Below are 14,879 nucleotides of genomic sequence, written 5' to 3' on the forward strand. Positions count from 1 at the left end.
GAATTTTGTTAATATACAGGCATTATGATTTTAAGCATTAAATTATTTAAAAATATTGAGAGTAATGATGAGTAATTTAAAAATTTTAATTACAAAACTTTCTACAGTTGCACGAACTGCTTTAGAAAAATCGGCTAATGCTTGTGTTATTCAACAAAATTACGAAATTGAAATTGAGCATTTATTTTTAGAATTACTTAATCAATCTTTAGAGAATGATTTAAAAATTTTATTAAAGAAATATAAAATTTCATCTGAAGCTTTAGCTGATGATTTAAAAGAAACAATTTCTCAATTACCAAAAGGTAATACCCGAACTCCTATTTTTGCTAAATCTATTGTTCGTTTGTTTGAACAAGCTTGGTTATTAGCTTCGGCTGAACAAAATCCCGTTATTCGTAGTGGTCATTTATTAGTTGCATTATTAACTGCGCCTGATTTATATCAAATTGCGACTCGAGCTTCGAGTTTATTTGACCTTTTACCAATTGACTCAATGAAACATAAGTTTCTTGAAATTTGTGAGAAGAGTGTTGAACAACAAGATGAAACAAAGACATCTTCTGATCAAGCTGAACCTACAGACACAACTGTAGCAAATACCAAAGTAGCTAAAACACCTGCACTTGATCAATATACGATTAATCTCACGGACAAAGCGAAAAAAGGCGGTATAGATCCAGTTATTGGTCGTGAATATGAAATTCGCTTAATGCTCGATATTTTAATGCGTAGACGCCAAAATAATCCGATCTTAACCGGAGAGCCAGGTGTTGGTAAAACAGCTGTAGTGGAAGGTTTGGCTTTAAAAATTGCTCAAGGTTTAGTACCAAACGCCCTAAAAAATGTCCATTTACATGTGCTGGATATAGGGTTGTTGCAGGCAGGTGCAAGTGTTAAAGGCGAGTTTGAAAATCGTTTAAAACAGGTTATCCAAGAAGTTCAAGCTTCTACTCATCCTATTATTTTATTTATTGATGAAGCGCATACTTTAATTGGTGCAGGTGGACAAGCAGGGCAAAATGATGCTGCAAATCTTTTAAAACCAGCACTTGCACGTGGTGAGTTGCGTACGATTGCTGCGACAACTTGGGCAGAATATAAACAATATTTTGAAAAAGATGCTGCATTGAGCCGACGTTTTCAGGTAGTAAAAGTAGAAGAGCCAACCGAAGAAGTTGCAGTAGATATGTTGCGGGCGATGATTCCAGTCATGCAGCAGCATTTTAAATTGCAAATTGATGATGAGGCGATCGTTACTGCGGTTCATTCTTCACATCGATATATTAGTGGTCGCCAACTTCCGGATAAAGCAATTAGTGTGCTTGATACGGCTGCAGCACGTGTTGCTTTGACTCAAAATGCACAACCTGTAAAGCTTGATCAGTTAAAGGCCCAAGAGCATAACTTAAAGCTTGAGCAGCAAATTTTAGAAAATGAGCATCGTCAAATTCCAATTCATCATGAACGATTGGAAACTTTAAAAGCTAATTTAGAATCTTTACAAGAAGAGACCCAAGAAACCGAAGAGCAGTGGCAAAAAGAATTAGAACTTGTTCATAAAATTCAAGAGTTAGAAGCACAGAATCATGCTAATGAGTCTGAAGCTTTCGATCAGATTAATCTACTGCGTAAAGATCTTGCCGATATTCAAGGCCAGCAACCATTAGTATTTGAAAGAGTAAACTCTCAAATCATTAATGAAATTATTTCTGATTGGACAGGTATTCCTGTTGGAAAAATGGTTAATGATGAAATTAAACAGATATTAACGCTTGAAGATAAATTGGGCGAGCGTGTAATGGGGCAAGATTATGCACTCACACAATTAGTTCAAGGCATTAAAACTTCAAAAGCAAAACTTGAAGATCCTAATAAGCCACAAGGTGTATTTCTTTTGGTCGGACCAAGTGGTGTAGGTAAAACTGAAACTGCATTAACTTTGGCAAATGAGTTATATGGTGGTGAGCAGCATTTAATCACAATTAATATGTCTGAATATCAAGAAGCTCATACTGTATCTTCGCTAAAAGGTGCACCTCCAGGATATGTCGGATATGGCCAAGGCGGAGTTTTAACAGAAGCTGTTCGACGTAACCCATATAGTGTTGTGTTACTTGATGAAATTGAAAAAGCTCATAGCGATGTTCAGGAACTGTTCTATCAAGTATTCGATAAAGGTACTTTAGAAGATGGTGAAGGTCGAGTAATTGACTTTAAAAACACGACTATTTTGTTGACTTCAAATGCTGGTTCAAGTGCCATTATGCAGGCTTGCTTAAATAGACCTGTAGAAGAATGGCCTACAGCTGAAGAGTTGATCGACCACTTAAAACCAAGTTTATATAAACAATTCAAGCCTGCATTTTTAGGCCGAATGAGAGTTGTACCTTATTTCCCACTGCATGATGATCTACTTGTGCGAATCATTAAGCATAAGTTAGGCAAAATAACAGCAAGAATTGAGAAACAATACGGAACACAAGTCCAGTATTCTGATGATTTGGTAGAGCTACTCTTAAGCCGATGCACAGAAGTCGATAGTGGTGCGCGTAACGTTGATAATATTTTAAATTCTACGGTGTTACCTGCATTAGCAACAGAAATTTTGGTGGCTTTAGCAGAGCAAAAACTACCTAAAATTATCATGATTGATGCTAAAGATGACGAAATTCAATATGTACTAGACCCAGTTGTAAAAGCTGCTAAAAAAAGGACTAGTAAAAAATTGAAGTCAGAAGTTTAAAATTGAATAGAGCTAAAATTAGATGAATATTGATATTTCTGAACTACTCGAACCCATTAGTGATAGTTTACCTTGTGGTGATGACTTTTCGTTTTCTAATGAATTTCATGAAATAAAAAAAGCCAAGACACAAGATGATCTATTACTAGATCAAGGTGATTGGGTTGCTGAGCGCAAACAAGCCGATTGGGACTTTGTAGCAAAGAACACAAGTGTTTTGCTAAAAGATAAAACAAAAGATATCCGTCTATTAACTTGGCTCTTAGAGGCTTGGACTCATCTTTATGGTTTTGAAGGTATGGCTAAAGGTTTAACTTTAAGCCATGCCATGCTGAATCAATATTGGCAAGAAATTCACCCTGTTATTGAAGATGATGACTTAGATCAACGGATTGGTTTATTACAAGGTTTAATTAATCAACTTCCGATGTTGTTAAAGAAAGTTTCTTTAACCAATACAGCTCCTTATTATAATTTGCTTGATTACGATAATTTTCTATATCACGAAAATATTCGCCGTAAACAAACTGAAGAGTATGACAGCCAGTCGGGACCATCTGAACTAGAACAATTCGACCAAGCCATTTTTAATACTTCTAAAACTTTTCAATATTCTAATTATCAAGATTTTAGTTCAGTGTTAACTGAGTGGGATGTTTTAAAACAGACTCTTGACCATTTAATGGGATTAGATTCACCGAGTTTTGCTGCTATTGATTCGGCATTTGAGACCATTCACAGCACATTACGTAAGATTTATAAAGCAGAAGCTTTTGGTACTGGGCTTGCGCCAATCCAAGAACAAGCTACTGTTATCACGAGTTCATCTATGGAAAATCAGGTGCCTGTACAAGTTGTTTCAGATCAGCCAGCTTTTCAGCCTCAAGCACAAACGCACTTGGCTAACCGTGAGCAAGCAATGAAAGTATTGCAAGAAATCGCAGATTACTTCCAAGCAAATGAACCTCATAGCCCTGTGAGCTATATGCTTCAAAAAACGATTAAATGGAGTCAAATGCCATTACATGAATGGTTAGCGCAAGTCATCAAAGATGAGCATCCATTACAAATGGTTCAGGAAATGTTAGGTGTGCAGCCTAAAAATGAATATGAATAAAGATTGGTAAAGACATATGTTTAAAGCTGAAAAAGTCCTGTGGGGCGAAGGTTTATTTTTAAGACCTCAACATTTCCAGATTCAAGATACGTATCATGAACAACGCCTAAATCATACGGTTCGCGCAGTTGTGCCTTTTTCGTATGGTGTTCAAAAGTTAAGTTTCGATGAAGCTCAATTGAGCACACATATTCTTGCTCTTGAGTCTGTAGAGATGATCTGGCAAGACGGTGAAATTTATCAGGCACCGGCATATGATCTATTGCCTGAACCAATTTTATTAGACGATCTTAATTTACGTGGTGAGATGCTAATCTATTTAGCATTGCCGCTTTTACAAGCAAATAAGCAAAATCTAATTGATCAAAATCAAGCGCAAAAGGGTAGATATCAATCTCACCTTGTTGAAACGCATGATTTATTTACTAATGCTACTGAAGCAGATATTAGTTTACTACGCCGACGTGCTGTTTTTAAATTATTAGATGTACATAGTAATCCAGACCATAATTTAGATGGTTTCTTATATCTGCCGATTGGAAAGATTAAGCGTCAAAGCTCTGGCGCTTTTGAAATTGATCGAAAGTTTATTCCGCCAATTTTGCACGTGGATGCCTCAGAATCACTCATTTCAAACTTAAAAAGAACACTGAATGTGATTAAGGCAAAAATTAAGACGATTCAAACCAATAACCGAGAAAATGAACAGAAGTTAATTGAATTCCGTTCAGGTGATATCGTTTCATTCTGGTTAGTAAATGCCTTAAACACAGCTCATGCTGGCCTGAATCATTTTGTGCAATATCCACAAATCCATCCAGAACGTTTGTTCTTCGAATTGTTACGTTTAGCAGGTTCTTTATTAACCTTCTCGACGGCGTATGATGTCGACCAGTTGCCTGCCTATAAACACCATAATTTACAAGAAAGTTTTTCGCAGTTAGACACGATTCTACGTGATTTACTCGATACGATTATTTCGAGTCGTTACATCAGTATTGCACTTAAAGAAATCCGCCCTTCATATTGGGTGGGAAGTCTTGAGACCGATAAGATTACTCGAGACACTAGACTTTATATTGCAGTATCAAGTAGCGCAATGCAGACACATGAGTTAATCCAGATTGTACCTTTACGATTCAAGATTGGTAGCACTTTAGATGTAGAGCAACGTGTAGTTGCAGCATTACCTGCAATTCCATTGCATCACTTGATTCAGGTTCCAACAGCGATCCCAGTACGTTCTGGTGTGAGCTATTTTGAAGTTGAACCGCATCATGAATTATACCAGCGCATGTTAGATTCAGAGACGATTTGTATTTATGTTCCGGCTGGCTTCCAAGATATCAGTATTGAACTGATTGCGGTTATGAACGCTTAAGGGTAAAGGAGAGAAAAATGTCACAATCCACTGGTGCTCCTTCTTTATTTGACGATGGGCAAATTGGAACGGGTGGGAACAATAATAGCCAGTCTCAGGCAAAGCTACAGGCAATTAATCTTATTGATTTACTACATGATGGCTTTTATTTGGTTTTTTTGATTCGAAATCAGTACGTGCCAGCAGATGCTCAGCAGTTTCGTGAAAAAATCTTAAATTTACTCAATCAATTTGAGCAACAAGCTAAAAAGTTGCAATTTTCAGCTGATGATATTCATGATGCGAAATATGCATTTTGTGCTTTGATTGATGAAACTATCGTAACGCAACAAGACCCAAGCTATTTTAATTTGCAAAATGCTTGGTTAATTAGCCCATTGCAATTGAGCTTGTTTGGTTCTCAGTTAGCTGGGTATCGTTTCTTTGAAATATTGGAGCAATTGCGAAGTCGTGGAAAAGAACGTCTAGCTGCTTTAGAAGTATTTCATTACTGCCTTTTGCTCGGTTTTCAGGGTAAGTACCGAATTGAATCTATTGAAAGTCTCAACCACCTAGTATCAAGAGTGGGTGATGAAATTGACTATTTAAAAGGGAAAAAAGTTGCGTTTTCGCCGTTCTCGGCAATTCCCGATCAAATACGAAATATTATTCATCGCGAAGTACCTTTCTTTTGGATTTTGATCTTTTTATTGATTTTTGCATTACTTACCTTTGCAGGCTTAAGATTTATGCTGAACAATCAAAATGATAAAGCATTATCTAACTATCAAAATGTGATTTCTGCTCCTCAAGAGCAAGCACATATTACAATTTATTTACCTTGATGATGGAACGAAATGGCTCAGGAAAAACCAACTTCTATTCGAGTTCTACAATCGAATAAAAAAAAGCCGAAATCACCAGTACTTTATATTGTGATTGGTGTGATTGCAGGGGTGTTTGTCAGCATCTCGCTATTCCTGTTCTTGTCTCAACCGAGTTCGCCAGAATCAGCAGCAATTGAGAGTAAATCAACGGAAGAGCAAATTTTAAATCAAGATGCTGTAGATTCTTCTGATGAACAAAATCAGGTCGCTGTAAGTCAAGACGACGAAACAGATTCAATGAGTCGTGATGGCTTTGAACAGCCAAAAGATAATGAGTTAAGTAATATTTTTAAACCTGTTCCGCATAAAGCTGTTGCTACCAATGAACAACGAGTTTCACCATTTGATGAGCAGCTCACAGGTGAAAAGAAAGTTCATGTTGCACCTAAACTTCAGACAGGTGCAGCTAAAACGGCTCAGCCCAAAACACAACCAGCTCAGCAAAAACCTATAAGTAAGCCGCAGCAGCAAGTGGTACCGGCTAAACCTATAGTTGAGAGTAAAGCTCCAGCTGAACCAGAACCTGAAGTTGAGCCACCTAAAGCATCGGTAGATATTAAAATTACACGAAGTCCTTTTGCCGTGAATTAATGAACTGATGATGACCTTTCTCATTTTCTTTTGCTTTACATGTTTGGCAATTGGTTTAGCGTTTTTAATGTCTTATGAACTCAGGAGTAGAAGCAAAGATTTTGTTTTGTCATTACTGCCCCAAGGGCGTAAACAGCTTAATCAGGTTAAACAATTTGCTCAAACCATGAATCAGGCAGCTGCTCCTGAAAAATTACAATCTCATTGGCATTTACAACAATGGTGGATTGTAATTGCAGGCTTTTTCTTGTTTGCCAGTATATTAGTTTTTGCTTTTACTCGTCCTATTAGTTCAACCCGAATTGAAGCTGAATATCTGAAAAAAACAGATCCTCAAATTTATGCACTTTTAAATGGTGAAATATTATCACCACCGCCAGAAGTAGATGAAAGCCTAATTGAAGCCGCAATTGTTGAGGCGACGCAGTTAGAACAGCAATATTCATCTCAAAATAGTGGAGCTATTAATTCTTCACCGATTGATAACGCCAGTTTCGATGGTCGAGCTATTCTGGACACAAATTTAGTTGATCGTAAATGGGACAAAATGAACCCACGCTATAAACAGCGTTTACTCATGGTCTTTAAAATCATGAAAGAACAGTATGGTTATGAGTTGGTTCTATTGGAAGGCTATCGTAGCCCAGCACGTCAGAACATGTTGGCGGGCAATCCTAACACGACTAGAGCGAGGGGTTATCAAAGCTATCACCAATTTGGTTTAGCTGCTGATGTAGCATTTAAGCGAAATGGAAAAGTGGTTATTTCTGAGCGAGATCCATGGGCAATGCAAGGCTATCGGTTATATGGGCAAGTCGCCGAATCGGTTGGTTTGACTTGGGGTGGACGTTGGAAATCTATCCAAGATTATGGGCATACCGAATTTCGTATGCCAGGCTTAAGAAAAACTCAAGAAATGGCAGAAAAACTTATTGCTGAAAGTTCGAATGATATAAGTTAAAAAAGAGAAAAATATGTTTACAGAACCTAAAATACTGGACATTAAAATCGATTCAGTGATTAGCCCGAAACAAATCGCAAAATTATATTTTAAACCTAAAGAGTTTTTCTGAATTTTATGAAACTGGATATGAAGTATATCCATTTTGCGACTTATTTAGTGGCAGTTTTCTTTGTAATGGACCGAATTGATATCCGGATTCTTACGGCTCTCGCATCAAATACACCAAATTATTCATCATATTCTTTTATTTTAGATAATTGGTTGAATTACTGGTTTGCAGTAACAGGAATTGGTGCAGTTGCTTCATTTGTCGTTTGGTTTTTTTATGGTTGGTGGTATGAACTACGTTTAAAATGGTGTGGGGTGCAGAAACCTGATTCTACCTTAGTTCGCCAAGTCAATGTCATGCAATGGTTTATCGTTGCTTTACCTGTAGTCTTGGTTACAATTACTCAGACTTTTATCTATGATAATTATTTAAATACTTTCTTTAGCGATGAGCTTGTATCTAGTTTTATTATATTATTTTTCAGTATCTACTCTTGTTGGAGTAGTTACGTAGCTACTAAAGTTTTATTTTCTTCAGACAAGCGTGCAATTTTATGGTTTTTAATTTTACCATTGGTGTCTTATGTTCTAGCAATTATTGCAATAGTAAAAGCATTTACTGGAAGCTGAAGCTTAATGAATTCTTCTTTGAAACAGCTCACTTTATTTAATCAAGGCTTAGGAAAAACCAGTCGATTTGCAAAAGGCATGGATGGAACTTTACAGGCTATTGAGCATTTAGGATATGTGCAGATTGATACCATATCGGTTGTAGAGCGAGCTCATCACCATATATTGTGGAGCCGAGTGCCTGATTATGAGCTAAGTCATCTCAATAGTTTGGTTGGCGCGCGGCAGATTTTTGAATATTGGTATCATGCCGCATCGTATCTTCCTATGAAAGATTATCGCTATGCATTGCCTGCCATGATGTCTGTCAGGAACGGAGAAAGCCGTTATTTCAATAGAGGTGATCAACACCTTATGAATGAAATTTTGGCCCGTGTTCGTGCTGAAGGAAAAATTCGTCTCCGTGATATTGATAAGAATAATAAAAAGAGTTTGGGAAACTGGTGGAATACCGGACCAGGCCGCCGTGCTTTTGAGCAGTTATATATGCAGGGTGACCTGATGATCTGTGAACGTAACGGAATGGAAAAGGTCTTTGATTTGACCGAGCGCTGCTTGCCTGAAAATATTGATTTAAGTATGCCTACGCTTTATGAATATGCGCAGTATTTATTTAATAATACGCTTCGAGCACATGGTGCATTTACATGGAAACAATTAGTTCATCTAAAGAAAAATGATTTAAAAGAAACTATGCGTGTCGTTCTGAAGGAGCAAATTGACGCAGGTGTTGTATCAGCAATTAAACTTGAGAATGGTCAAACTTTATATGTTGATGTTGCTGCAATAGAACAAAAGGTTAGTACTGATTTCGGTTTAAAAATACTGTCGCCTTTTGATAATTCTCTTATTCATCGTGACCGTCTTACTTCCTTATTTGAATTTGATTACCGCATTGAATGCTATGTGCCAGCGGCTAAACGAGTATATGGTTATTTTTGCTTGCCGATTCTATATCAAGATGAGTTAGTAGGCCGAGTAGATTGTAAAGCACATCGCTCTATAAAAGAGTTAGAAGTGATTAGCCTGCATCTAGAAAAAACAATAAAAAATATGGAGCTCTTCTTTTTTGAATTGGAGCAAGAGCTCAAGCGTTTTGCAGCGTTTAATCAATGCTCAACCATTAATGACAAAGTGATAAAGCTTATTCATACTAAAATTTAAACACCAAAAGCACTCCAGCTTTTGGTGTTTTCACTTTTTTAGTTCAAAGGCATACGATATTCAATAATTCCTGGTTTTTGTGCAATCCAGTCATAAAGCTTTTGGGCTGTTAGATTGGTTTCTTGAGTATGCCAATATAAACGGTCACAGTTGTGTTCGATAGCTTGCTTCTGCACATATTCAATGAGTTGCTTACCAATGTGTTGTCCACGAACTTCAGGTGAAACATAGAGGTCTTCTAGATAACAGTAATTATTTTTTGCCCATGTTGAACGATGAATAACATAGTGCACAATTCCTAAAACCTGCTCACCTTGTTTAGCAACGGCACAGTACATAGGTTCATTCTCATCGAAGAAACGTTCCCATGTTACTTTTGTGACATGAAGGGGTAAATTCACCTGATAAAAATTTTGGTAGGCAAGCCAATATTTTTCCCATTGTAAATAATCTTGCTGCTGAACAGGAACGATTTGAAGACCTTGATTTTGCATAATAATTACACTCTGTTTTAAAGTAATAAAAAATCGACAACTAGAGTGTAGTTTTGATAGTGGTATTTTTATAAGGTACACTTTTGATATTTTTCACAGTACCAGTTTTGATATGGCCGCTCCAATTTCTGCATCTTTTCCACATTTAATTTTGCCAAAAGGCCAGATTAAAGATGGATTATATACGGCTTTGCGTGATGCAATTTTAGATGGAAGGCTGACTGCCGGAACAAAATTACCCTCAAGTCGTGCTTTGGCAGAGATGATGTCAATTTCAAGAAATTCTGTATTGGCAGCTCTTGAACGATTACTCGATGAGGGATATTTATTTACTAAACCAAGTTCGGGTACGTATGTTGCTGAGGTTGTGCCAGATCAGTTAATACATGTTCAAAAAAATTCAAAAAAAGCGTCTAAAAATACTCATCGTTCCTTAAATATTAATCCGAATATTGAAGCTTTATTAGATTCATGGCGAAAGCAGTCATGGTTAAGTAAAAAGAAAAAGATGTTTCATGTAGGGGTAGGCTGTATTGATTTATTTCCTCATCAACTGTGGGGCAAGTTATTAACGCAAGCTTGGCGGCAGTCGTATTATCAGCTTGGTCAATTTTACGACCCACGTGGCTATCTACCTTTGCGTCAGGCAATTTCTGAATATGTTCGCTCCACTCGAGGCCTGAACTGCAACGAAGAGCAAATTATTATCGTAAACGGAACGCAGCAGGCTATTCATTTAACAGCCTATGCCTTGCTTCAAGCAAATGATGAAGTGTGTTTGGATGAGCCGGGATATGATGCAGCTTTTAAGATTTTTCGAAGTTTTGGTGCTCAGATAAATTTGATCGAAAGTGATGAGGAGGGAATGCAAATTTCTGAAATTACAGATCATTATTTCAAAAGCAAACTGGTCTATACAGCACCTTCACATCAGTTTCCTTTAGGGGGAACTTTAAGTTTAGCTCGCCGTTTTGCTTTATTAGATTGGGCAAACAAACAAGAAAAATGGATTTTTGAAGATGATTATAATAGCGAGTTTCGCTATGGCATTCACCCAATTCAAGCACTACAAGGTTTAGATCAGCAGCAGAGAGTCATTTATTCTGGCACTTTTACCAAGATGATGTTTCCTGAGTTTCGTTTAGGGTTCATGGTTGTACCTGAAGCATTAATTGAAACCTTTAGTGCAGCTAAATACTATACTGACGTGCGAAGTTCATATTTAGAGCAGGTTGCTTTGGCTCTATTCATTCAACAAGGTCACTATGCTCGACATGTACGTAAAGTTCGAAAGGCATGCTATGAGCGTCAACAAGTATTGATTAATGCTATTAATGAACACCTCTCAGATGTACTCGACGTTCAGCCAACAGATTCAGGCATTCATCTTATATGTTGGTTAAAAGCATCATGGACTGAGCAGGAGTTTATTTCTTATTGCTCGGCATTGAACTTAGAGATTCAACCTCTATCAAGATATTGTCAACTTGAGTCGAAAAAAGCAGCAGTTCTGTTGGGCTATGCTGCACATCAACCTGAGGAAATGGTGGAAAATATTAAGAGACTAGCCATCAGTATCAAAAAGTAAAATAGATAAACTTTTCAAAATTATATCTGGATTTTAGAGTGATTTTATTTTAAATGAGAAGGGCAAAATATTTATTCGATTTTAATATTTTGATGAAATTTTAAAAAATTTAAATTTAAAAGATTTATTAATCTTATTTTAAGCTAACTTCATTATTCTAATAATATCAAAGCTCAGTACAGTACACCTTTTGGCCACATTCTCCAGATGTGGCCTTTTTTTATTAGGAATAAATACAGCTTAGAATGAATTAATTTTTTAAGGAGAATAAGATTTAATCTTCTTCCATGGCATTACTATAAAATTTAACACCTAGTTTAATTCGGTCTCGACCATTACTCATACGCCAACGATTGGTATCACGTAAAGAATATACACAGCCACAATATTCCTGTTGGTAGAATTCCTCTCGCTTACTGATTTCAATCATTCGACTAGAGCCACCATTTTTTCGCCAGTTATAATCCCAATATTGAATATCTGGATAATTGGATGCTGCCCGAATTCCGCAATCATTAATTTGAGCCATATTTTTCCAACGAGAAATCCCTAACGAACTACTGATGAGACTAAAGCCGTGTTCATGTGCATAAAGGGCAGTTCGCTCGAAACGCATATCGAAACACATGGTACAACGAATGCCGCGTTCTGGTTCATTTTCCATACCTTTAGCTCGAGCAAACCAATTATCCGTGTCATAATCTGCATCGATAAAAGGAATATTATGCTTTTCTGCGAAACGAATATTTTCTTCCTTACGGATGAGATATTCTTTTATCGGATGAATATTAGGATTATAAAAAAATATTGAAAATTTAATTCCAGAATCAATTAATGCTTCCATAACTTCTCCTGAACAAGGAGCACAGCAAGAATGAAGTAATAATTGATCATGTCCAAATGGGAGTTCTAATTTTAAACGTTGAGTTGACATAATAAAAAATTAAATTGCAATTCTAATAATTATATATTTTTATTTTGTATAATGTGAACTGAATTATTTTCAATTAAACATGAAATTGATTTAATATCTAAAACTATTTATTACTTTATTTGATTTTAAGTTGAATATAATGAAATAATTTTATTATTAAATATTAAAAATAATTTACAGGGTCGAATTTAAATTTACTAACTAATATAATATTTAAAAATATAAAATATAGATAAATTTAATATTTTTTAAAATAATAAAATTGAAAATCAGTTAGGTAAGTGATTGATGTTTCTAGATATAATTTGAAATTTTTTATGTTTTTATTGTGATGTGTGTCACAAATAAACCTTATTTTTTCAATTAAAATATTTCTTTAGATTTGTAGTTTTAATAAATCTATACTATAAAATTCGGTGAGTTTTTAAATTTAAGTGTGTGATTATTTGAGATATGAAAGATTGGCAATGTAAGTATTGTAATGGTTACATTATGGTTAATCATTCAGAGATCAGCGTAGGAGAAAAAGTTTACTTTTTGGTATATAAATTTGATGCAAAGAATGAACGGAAAAAATTATATAAAAAGGGAATTGTAGTTGCTCGCTTTGACAATATACTTCACATTGAGTCACGTAAAAAAACTTATAAGATCGAACAAGCTAAGGTCTATCCATTAGGAGCACCAATGCCTTTCGTTTACAACATGTTTTGGGTTTGCGGGTGCCCATGTACCCTACAAAGTTAATTCCTTAACTTTAACTGTCGGCAAGGTATTTTATAGACTTAAATGAATTAATAATCACATTAAATTTATCTTTTAAGATTTAAAGAAAAGATTAGATAAGACTTATAAGCATTCGCAAATGCCTTATGAAGGTTTAAGTGTTCTGTTTATTTGTTTGACAAAACAAAGATGCTCTCTTATAAACCTCGAGTAAAGTTGAGGTTAATCATGATAAGTGAAAATAAAAAAGCTGACTCTAGTCGAGTTTTGACTGTGGGTGAAGTTGCAAAAAGGAGTGGAGTTCCTGTCTCGACCCTACATTTTTATGAGACGAAGGGGCTGATAAAAAGTATAAGAACTAATGGTAATCAGCGCCGTTTTCCCTTAATCGTTTTAAGATATATTGCGATTATTAAAGTTGCTCAAAGAGTAGGAATTCCTTTAAATGAGATTAAAGAGGCTCTTAGCGCATATCCTATGGGGAGCAAATTAACAGCTAAACAGTGGAAAGAGTTATCAAGCCATTGGCGAAAAGATCTGGATGATCGTATTCAAAAATTAACGAGGTTACGGGATGAAATGGACTGGTGTATAGGTTGCGGTTGCTTATCGTTAGAGCAATGTCCCTTAAGAAATCCAGAAGATGTTTTAGGGCAAGAGGGATCTGGAGCACGAATTTTGGAAAGGCCATGATCGTAATATTTTGATAATTATTTTTAGAAAGAAAAATCTTAAATTCCAATCAATTAAAGAAATGGCGAATAGAACTCCTAAGTGAGTTTTTTATTGTAATCAAGTGGCATGAAACATGATTTTTTTTGATATCTTTAGTTTTTTTATTAAGAAGCAAAAATTTATGAAAAAAATTATCTTTCTTGGTTTAGCGCTTGTTTCGTTAACGGCTTGTTCATCTGTACAACGTAAAGATTTAACTTCACCAAAAATTGGTTCACCAAACCCAGCTAGTCAATATTGTGTTGAACAAGGTGGGAAATTAGAAATTAGAAATGAAGCAAATGGTCAGGTTGGGTATTGTCACTTACCAAATGGCCAAGTCGTCGAAGAATGGAAATTATTCCGTGATAATCAAGCAAACTGTGTAGCAGAAGAAGCTCAAAAATTAGTGGGTCAGTCTGGCTTAACTGATGACCAAATCAAACAAAAAACCAAGTCAGAAATTGTACGTAGAGTCGCTCCAGGTCAGCCAATGACAATGGATTATCGTACAAACCGTGTCACTGTTACTATTGATCCATCGACTAAAAAAATTACCAACGCGAACTGTGGTTAATTTTTTAATTAAAAATTGATTTAAGACCGAACAAGAAAGCCTGTCAGAAGACGGGCTTTTATTATTTTATTTCACCTACTCAAAAAAAAGCCTCTAGCGGACTAGAGGCAGAAAAACATCAGATGCAAGAACAGGTGAATTATGCATCTGAGTTAAGTAGGTTGTATCAAACCATGTAGAGCACTTTACCAGCAAAAATGAATAAAAATAGGGAGGTGCGACTAATGGCTAATATTTGTAGTTTTTTATTTGTACAACTTCCTGTACTTGTTTTTAAGGAAGGGGGCGCTAATACATTTATATTTACTAATAAAAACTACAAAAGTTATGGCGGTGAAC

At 35.8% G+C, this 14,879-nt stretch carries 14 protein-coding genes; 12 read left to right on the top strand and 2 right to left on the bottom strand.

Annotated elements, in window-relative coordinates:
• The first annotated feature begins 64 nt into the window (after positions 1 to 64).
• The 8 genes from tssH to MKX14_RS12660 all read left to right on the top strand — a co-directional run bounded on the left by tssH (position 65) and on the right by MKX14_RS12660 (position 9,507).
• The gene (gene tssH / locus MKX14_RS12625) at positions 65 to 2,746 is read left to right on the top strand and encodes a type VI secretion system ATPase TssH (protein WP_240282592.1); all 2,682 of its coding nucleotides are present in this window, start codon (positions 65 to 67) and stop codon (positions 2,744 to 2,746) included.
• Between the two features lie 22 nt (positions 2,747 to 2,768).
• Positions 2,769 to 3,863 carry a type VI secretion system protein TssA gene (gene tssA / locus MKX14_RS12630; RefSeq protein WP_240282593.1) on the top strand — a complete coding sequence of 365 codons (1,095 nt, stop codon included), beginning with the start codon at positions 2,769 to 2,771 and terminating at the stop codon, positions 3,861 to 3,863.
• 16 nt (positions 3,864 to 3,879) lie between these two features.
• The gene (tssK, locus tag MKX14_RS12635; protein WP_108011979.1) at positions 3,880 to 5,244 is read left to right on the top strand and encodes a type VI secretion system baseplate subunit TssK; all 1,365 of its coding nucleotides are present in this window, start codon (positions 3,880 to 3,882) and stop codon (positions 5,242 to 5,244) included.
• Positions 5,245 to 5,261: 17 nt separating this feature from the next.
• Entirely contained in the window at positions 5,262 to 6,068 is an 807-nt protein-coding gene (gene icmH, locus MKX14_RS12640; protein ID WP_002114531.1) for a type IVB secretion system protein IcmH/DotU, read from the top strand.
• 12 nt (positions 6,069 to 6,080) lie between these two features.
• Complete coding sequence (locus MKX14_RS12645) at positions 6,081 to 6,701, top strand: hypothetical protein (RefSeq protein WP_133480516.1); 621 nt, start codon at positions 6,081 to 6,083, stop codon at positions 6,699 to 6,701.
• 7 nt (positions 6,702 to 6,708) lie between these two features.
• Entirely contained in the window at positions 6,709 to 7,662 is a 954-nt protein-coding gene (locus MKX14_RS12650; protein WP_213067371.1) for a M15 family metallopeptidase, read from the top strand.
• Between the two features lie 129 nt (positions 7,663 to 7,791).
• The gene (locus MKX14_RS12655; protein ID WP_240282594.1) at positions 7,792 to 8,343 is read left to right on the top strand and encodes a hypothetical protein; all 552 of its coding nucleotides are present in this window, start codon (positions 7,792 to 7,794) and stop codon (positions 8,341 to 8,343) included.
• A gap of 6 nt (positions 8,344 to 8,349) precedes the next feature.
• Positions 8,350 to 9,507 (top strand): winged helix-turn-helix domain-containing protein, encoded by a 1,158-nt coding sequence (locus tag MKX14_RS12660; protein WP_240282595.1) that lies wholly within the window; start codon positions 8,350 to 8,352, stop codon positions 9,505 to 9,507.
• 38 nt (positions 9,508 to 9,545) lie between these two features.
• Here MKX14_RS12660 and MKX14_RS12665 read toward each other — a convergent pair whose 3' ends face one another.
• Positions 9,546 to 10,001, bottom strand: a complete 456-nt coding sequence (locus MKX14_RS12665; RefSeq protein WP_086394625.1) for a GNAT family N-acetyltransferase — start codon at positions 9,999 to 10,001, stop codon at positions 9,546 to 9,548.
• Positions 10,002 to 10,113: 112 nt separating this feature from the next.
• On the opposite strand from MKX14_RS12665, the gene MKX14_RS12670 reads away from it, so the two are divergent.
• Positions 10,114 to 11,589 (top strand): PLP-dependent aminotransferase family protein, encoded by a 1,476-nt coding sequence (locus MKX14_RS12670; RefSeq protein ID WP_240282596.1) that lies wholly within the window; start codon positions 10,114 to 10,116, stop codon positions 11,587 to 11,589.
• A 274-nt stretch (positions 11,590 to 11,863) separates the two neighbouring features.
• On the opposite strand, the gene MKX14_RS12675 is transcribed toward MKX14_RS12670, so the two are convergent.
• Positions 11,864 to 12,523, bottom strand: coding sequence for an epoxyqueuosine reductase QueH (locus MKX14_RS12675; RefSeq protein WP_240282597.1), 660 nt, complete (start codon positions 12,521 to 12,523; stop codon positions 11,864 to 11,866).
• A 453-nt stretch (positions 12,524 to 12,976) separates the two neighbouring features.
• Between MKX14_RS12675 and MKX14_RS12680 the strand changes: the two genes are divergently transcribed.
• The 3 genes from MKX14_RS12680 (at position 12,977) to MKX14_RS12690 (ending at position 14,540) form a co-directional block, all read left to right on the top strand.
• Positions 12,977 to 13,270: a hypothetical protein gene (locus MKX14_RS12680; protein WP_086376736.1), complete on the top strand. Its 294-nt coding sequence runs from the start codon at positions 12,977 to 12,979 to the stop codon at positions 13,268 to 13,270.
• A gap of 207 nt (positions 13,271 to 13,477) precedes the next feature.
• Positions 13,478 to 13,942: a redox-sensitive transcriptional activator SoxR gene (gene soxR / locus MKX14_RS12685; RefSeq protein WP_032003334.1), complete on the top strand. Its 465-nt coding sequence runs from the start codon at positions 13,478 to 13,480 to the stop codon at positions 13,940 to 13,942.
• Positions 13,943 to 14,105: 163 nt separating this feature from the next.
• Positions 14,106 to 14,540 (top strand): I78 family peptidase inhibitor, encoded by a 435-nt coding sequence (locus tag MKX14_RS12690; RefSeq protein WP_240282598.1) that lies wholly within the window; start codon positions 14,106 to 14,108, stop codon positions 14,538 to 14,540.
• The last annotated feature ends 339 nt before the right edge of the window (positions 14,541 to 14,879 follow it).

This window comes from Acinetobacter pittii, from assembly GCF_022449185.1.
Lineage (GTDB): Bacteria > Pseudomonadota > Gammaproteobacteria > Pseudomonadales > Moraxellaceae > Acinetobacter > Acinetobacter pittii_I.

Coding starts and splice junctions, on each gene's coding strand:
- tssH (WP_240282592.1), top strand. CDS start 65: ATGATGAGTAATTTAAAAATTTTAATTACAAAACTTTCTACAGTTGCA.
- tssA (WP_240282593.1), top strand. CDS start 2,769: ATGAATATTGATATTTCTGAACTACTCGAACCCATTAGTGATAGTTTA.
- tssK (WP_108011979.1), top strand. CDS start 3,880: ATGTTTAAAGCTGAAAAAGTCCTGTGGGGCGAAGGTTTATTTTTAAGA.
- icmH (WP_002114531.1), top strand. CDS start 5,262: ATGTCACAATCCACTGGTGCTCCTTCTTTATTTGACGATGGGCAAATT.
- MKX14_RS12645 (WP_133480516.1), top strand. CDS start 6,081: ATGGCTCAGGAAAAACCAACTTCTATTCGAGTTCTACAATCGAATAAA.
- MKX14_RS12650 (WP_213067371.1), top strand. CDS start 6,709: ATGATGACCTTTCTCATTTTCTTTTGCTTTACATGTTTGGCAATTGGT.
- MKX14_RS12655 (WP_240282594.1), top strand. CDS start 7,792: ATGAAGTATATCCATTTTGCGACTTATTTAGTGGCAGTTTTCTTTGTA.
- MKX14_RS12660 (WP_240282595.1), top strand. CDS start 8,350: ATGAATTCTTCTTTGAAACAGCTCACTTTATTTAATCAAGGCTTAGGA.
- MKX14_RS12665 (WP_086394625.1), bottom strand. CDS start 10,001: ATGCAAAATCAAGGTCTTCAAATCGTTCCTGTTCAGCAGCAAGATTAT.
- MKX14_RS12670 (WP_240282596.1), top strand. CDS start 10,114: ATGGCCGCTCCAATTTCTGCATCTTTTCCACATTTAATTTTGCCAAAA.
- MKX14_RS12675 (WP_240282597.1), bottom strand. CDS start 12,523: ATGTCAACTCAACGTTTAAAATTAGAACTCCCATTTGGACATGATCAA.
- MKX14_RS12680 (WP_086376736.1), top strand. CDS start 12,977: ATGAAAGATTGGCAATGTAAGTATTGTAATGGTTACATTATGGTTAAT.
- soxR (WP_032003334.1), top strand. CDS start 13,478: ATGATAAGTGAAAATAAAAAAGCTGACTCTAGTCGAGTTTTGACTGTG.
- MKX14_RS12690 (WP_240282598.1), top strand. CDS start 14,106: ATGAAAAAAATTATCTTTCTTGGTTTAGCGCTTGTTTCGTTAACGGCT.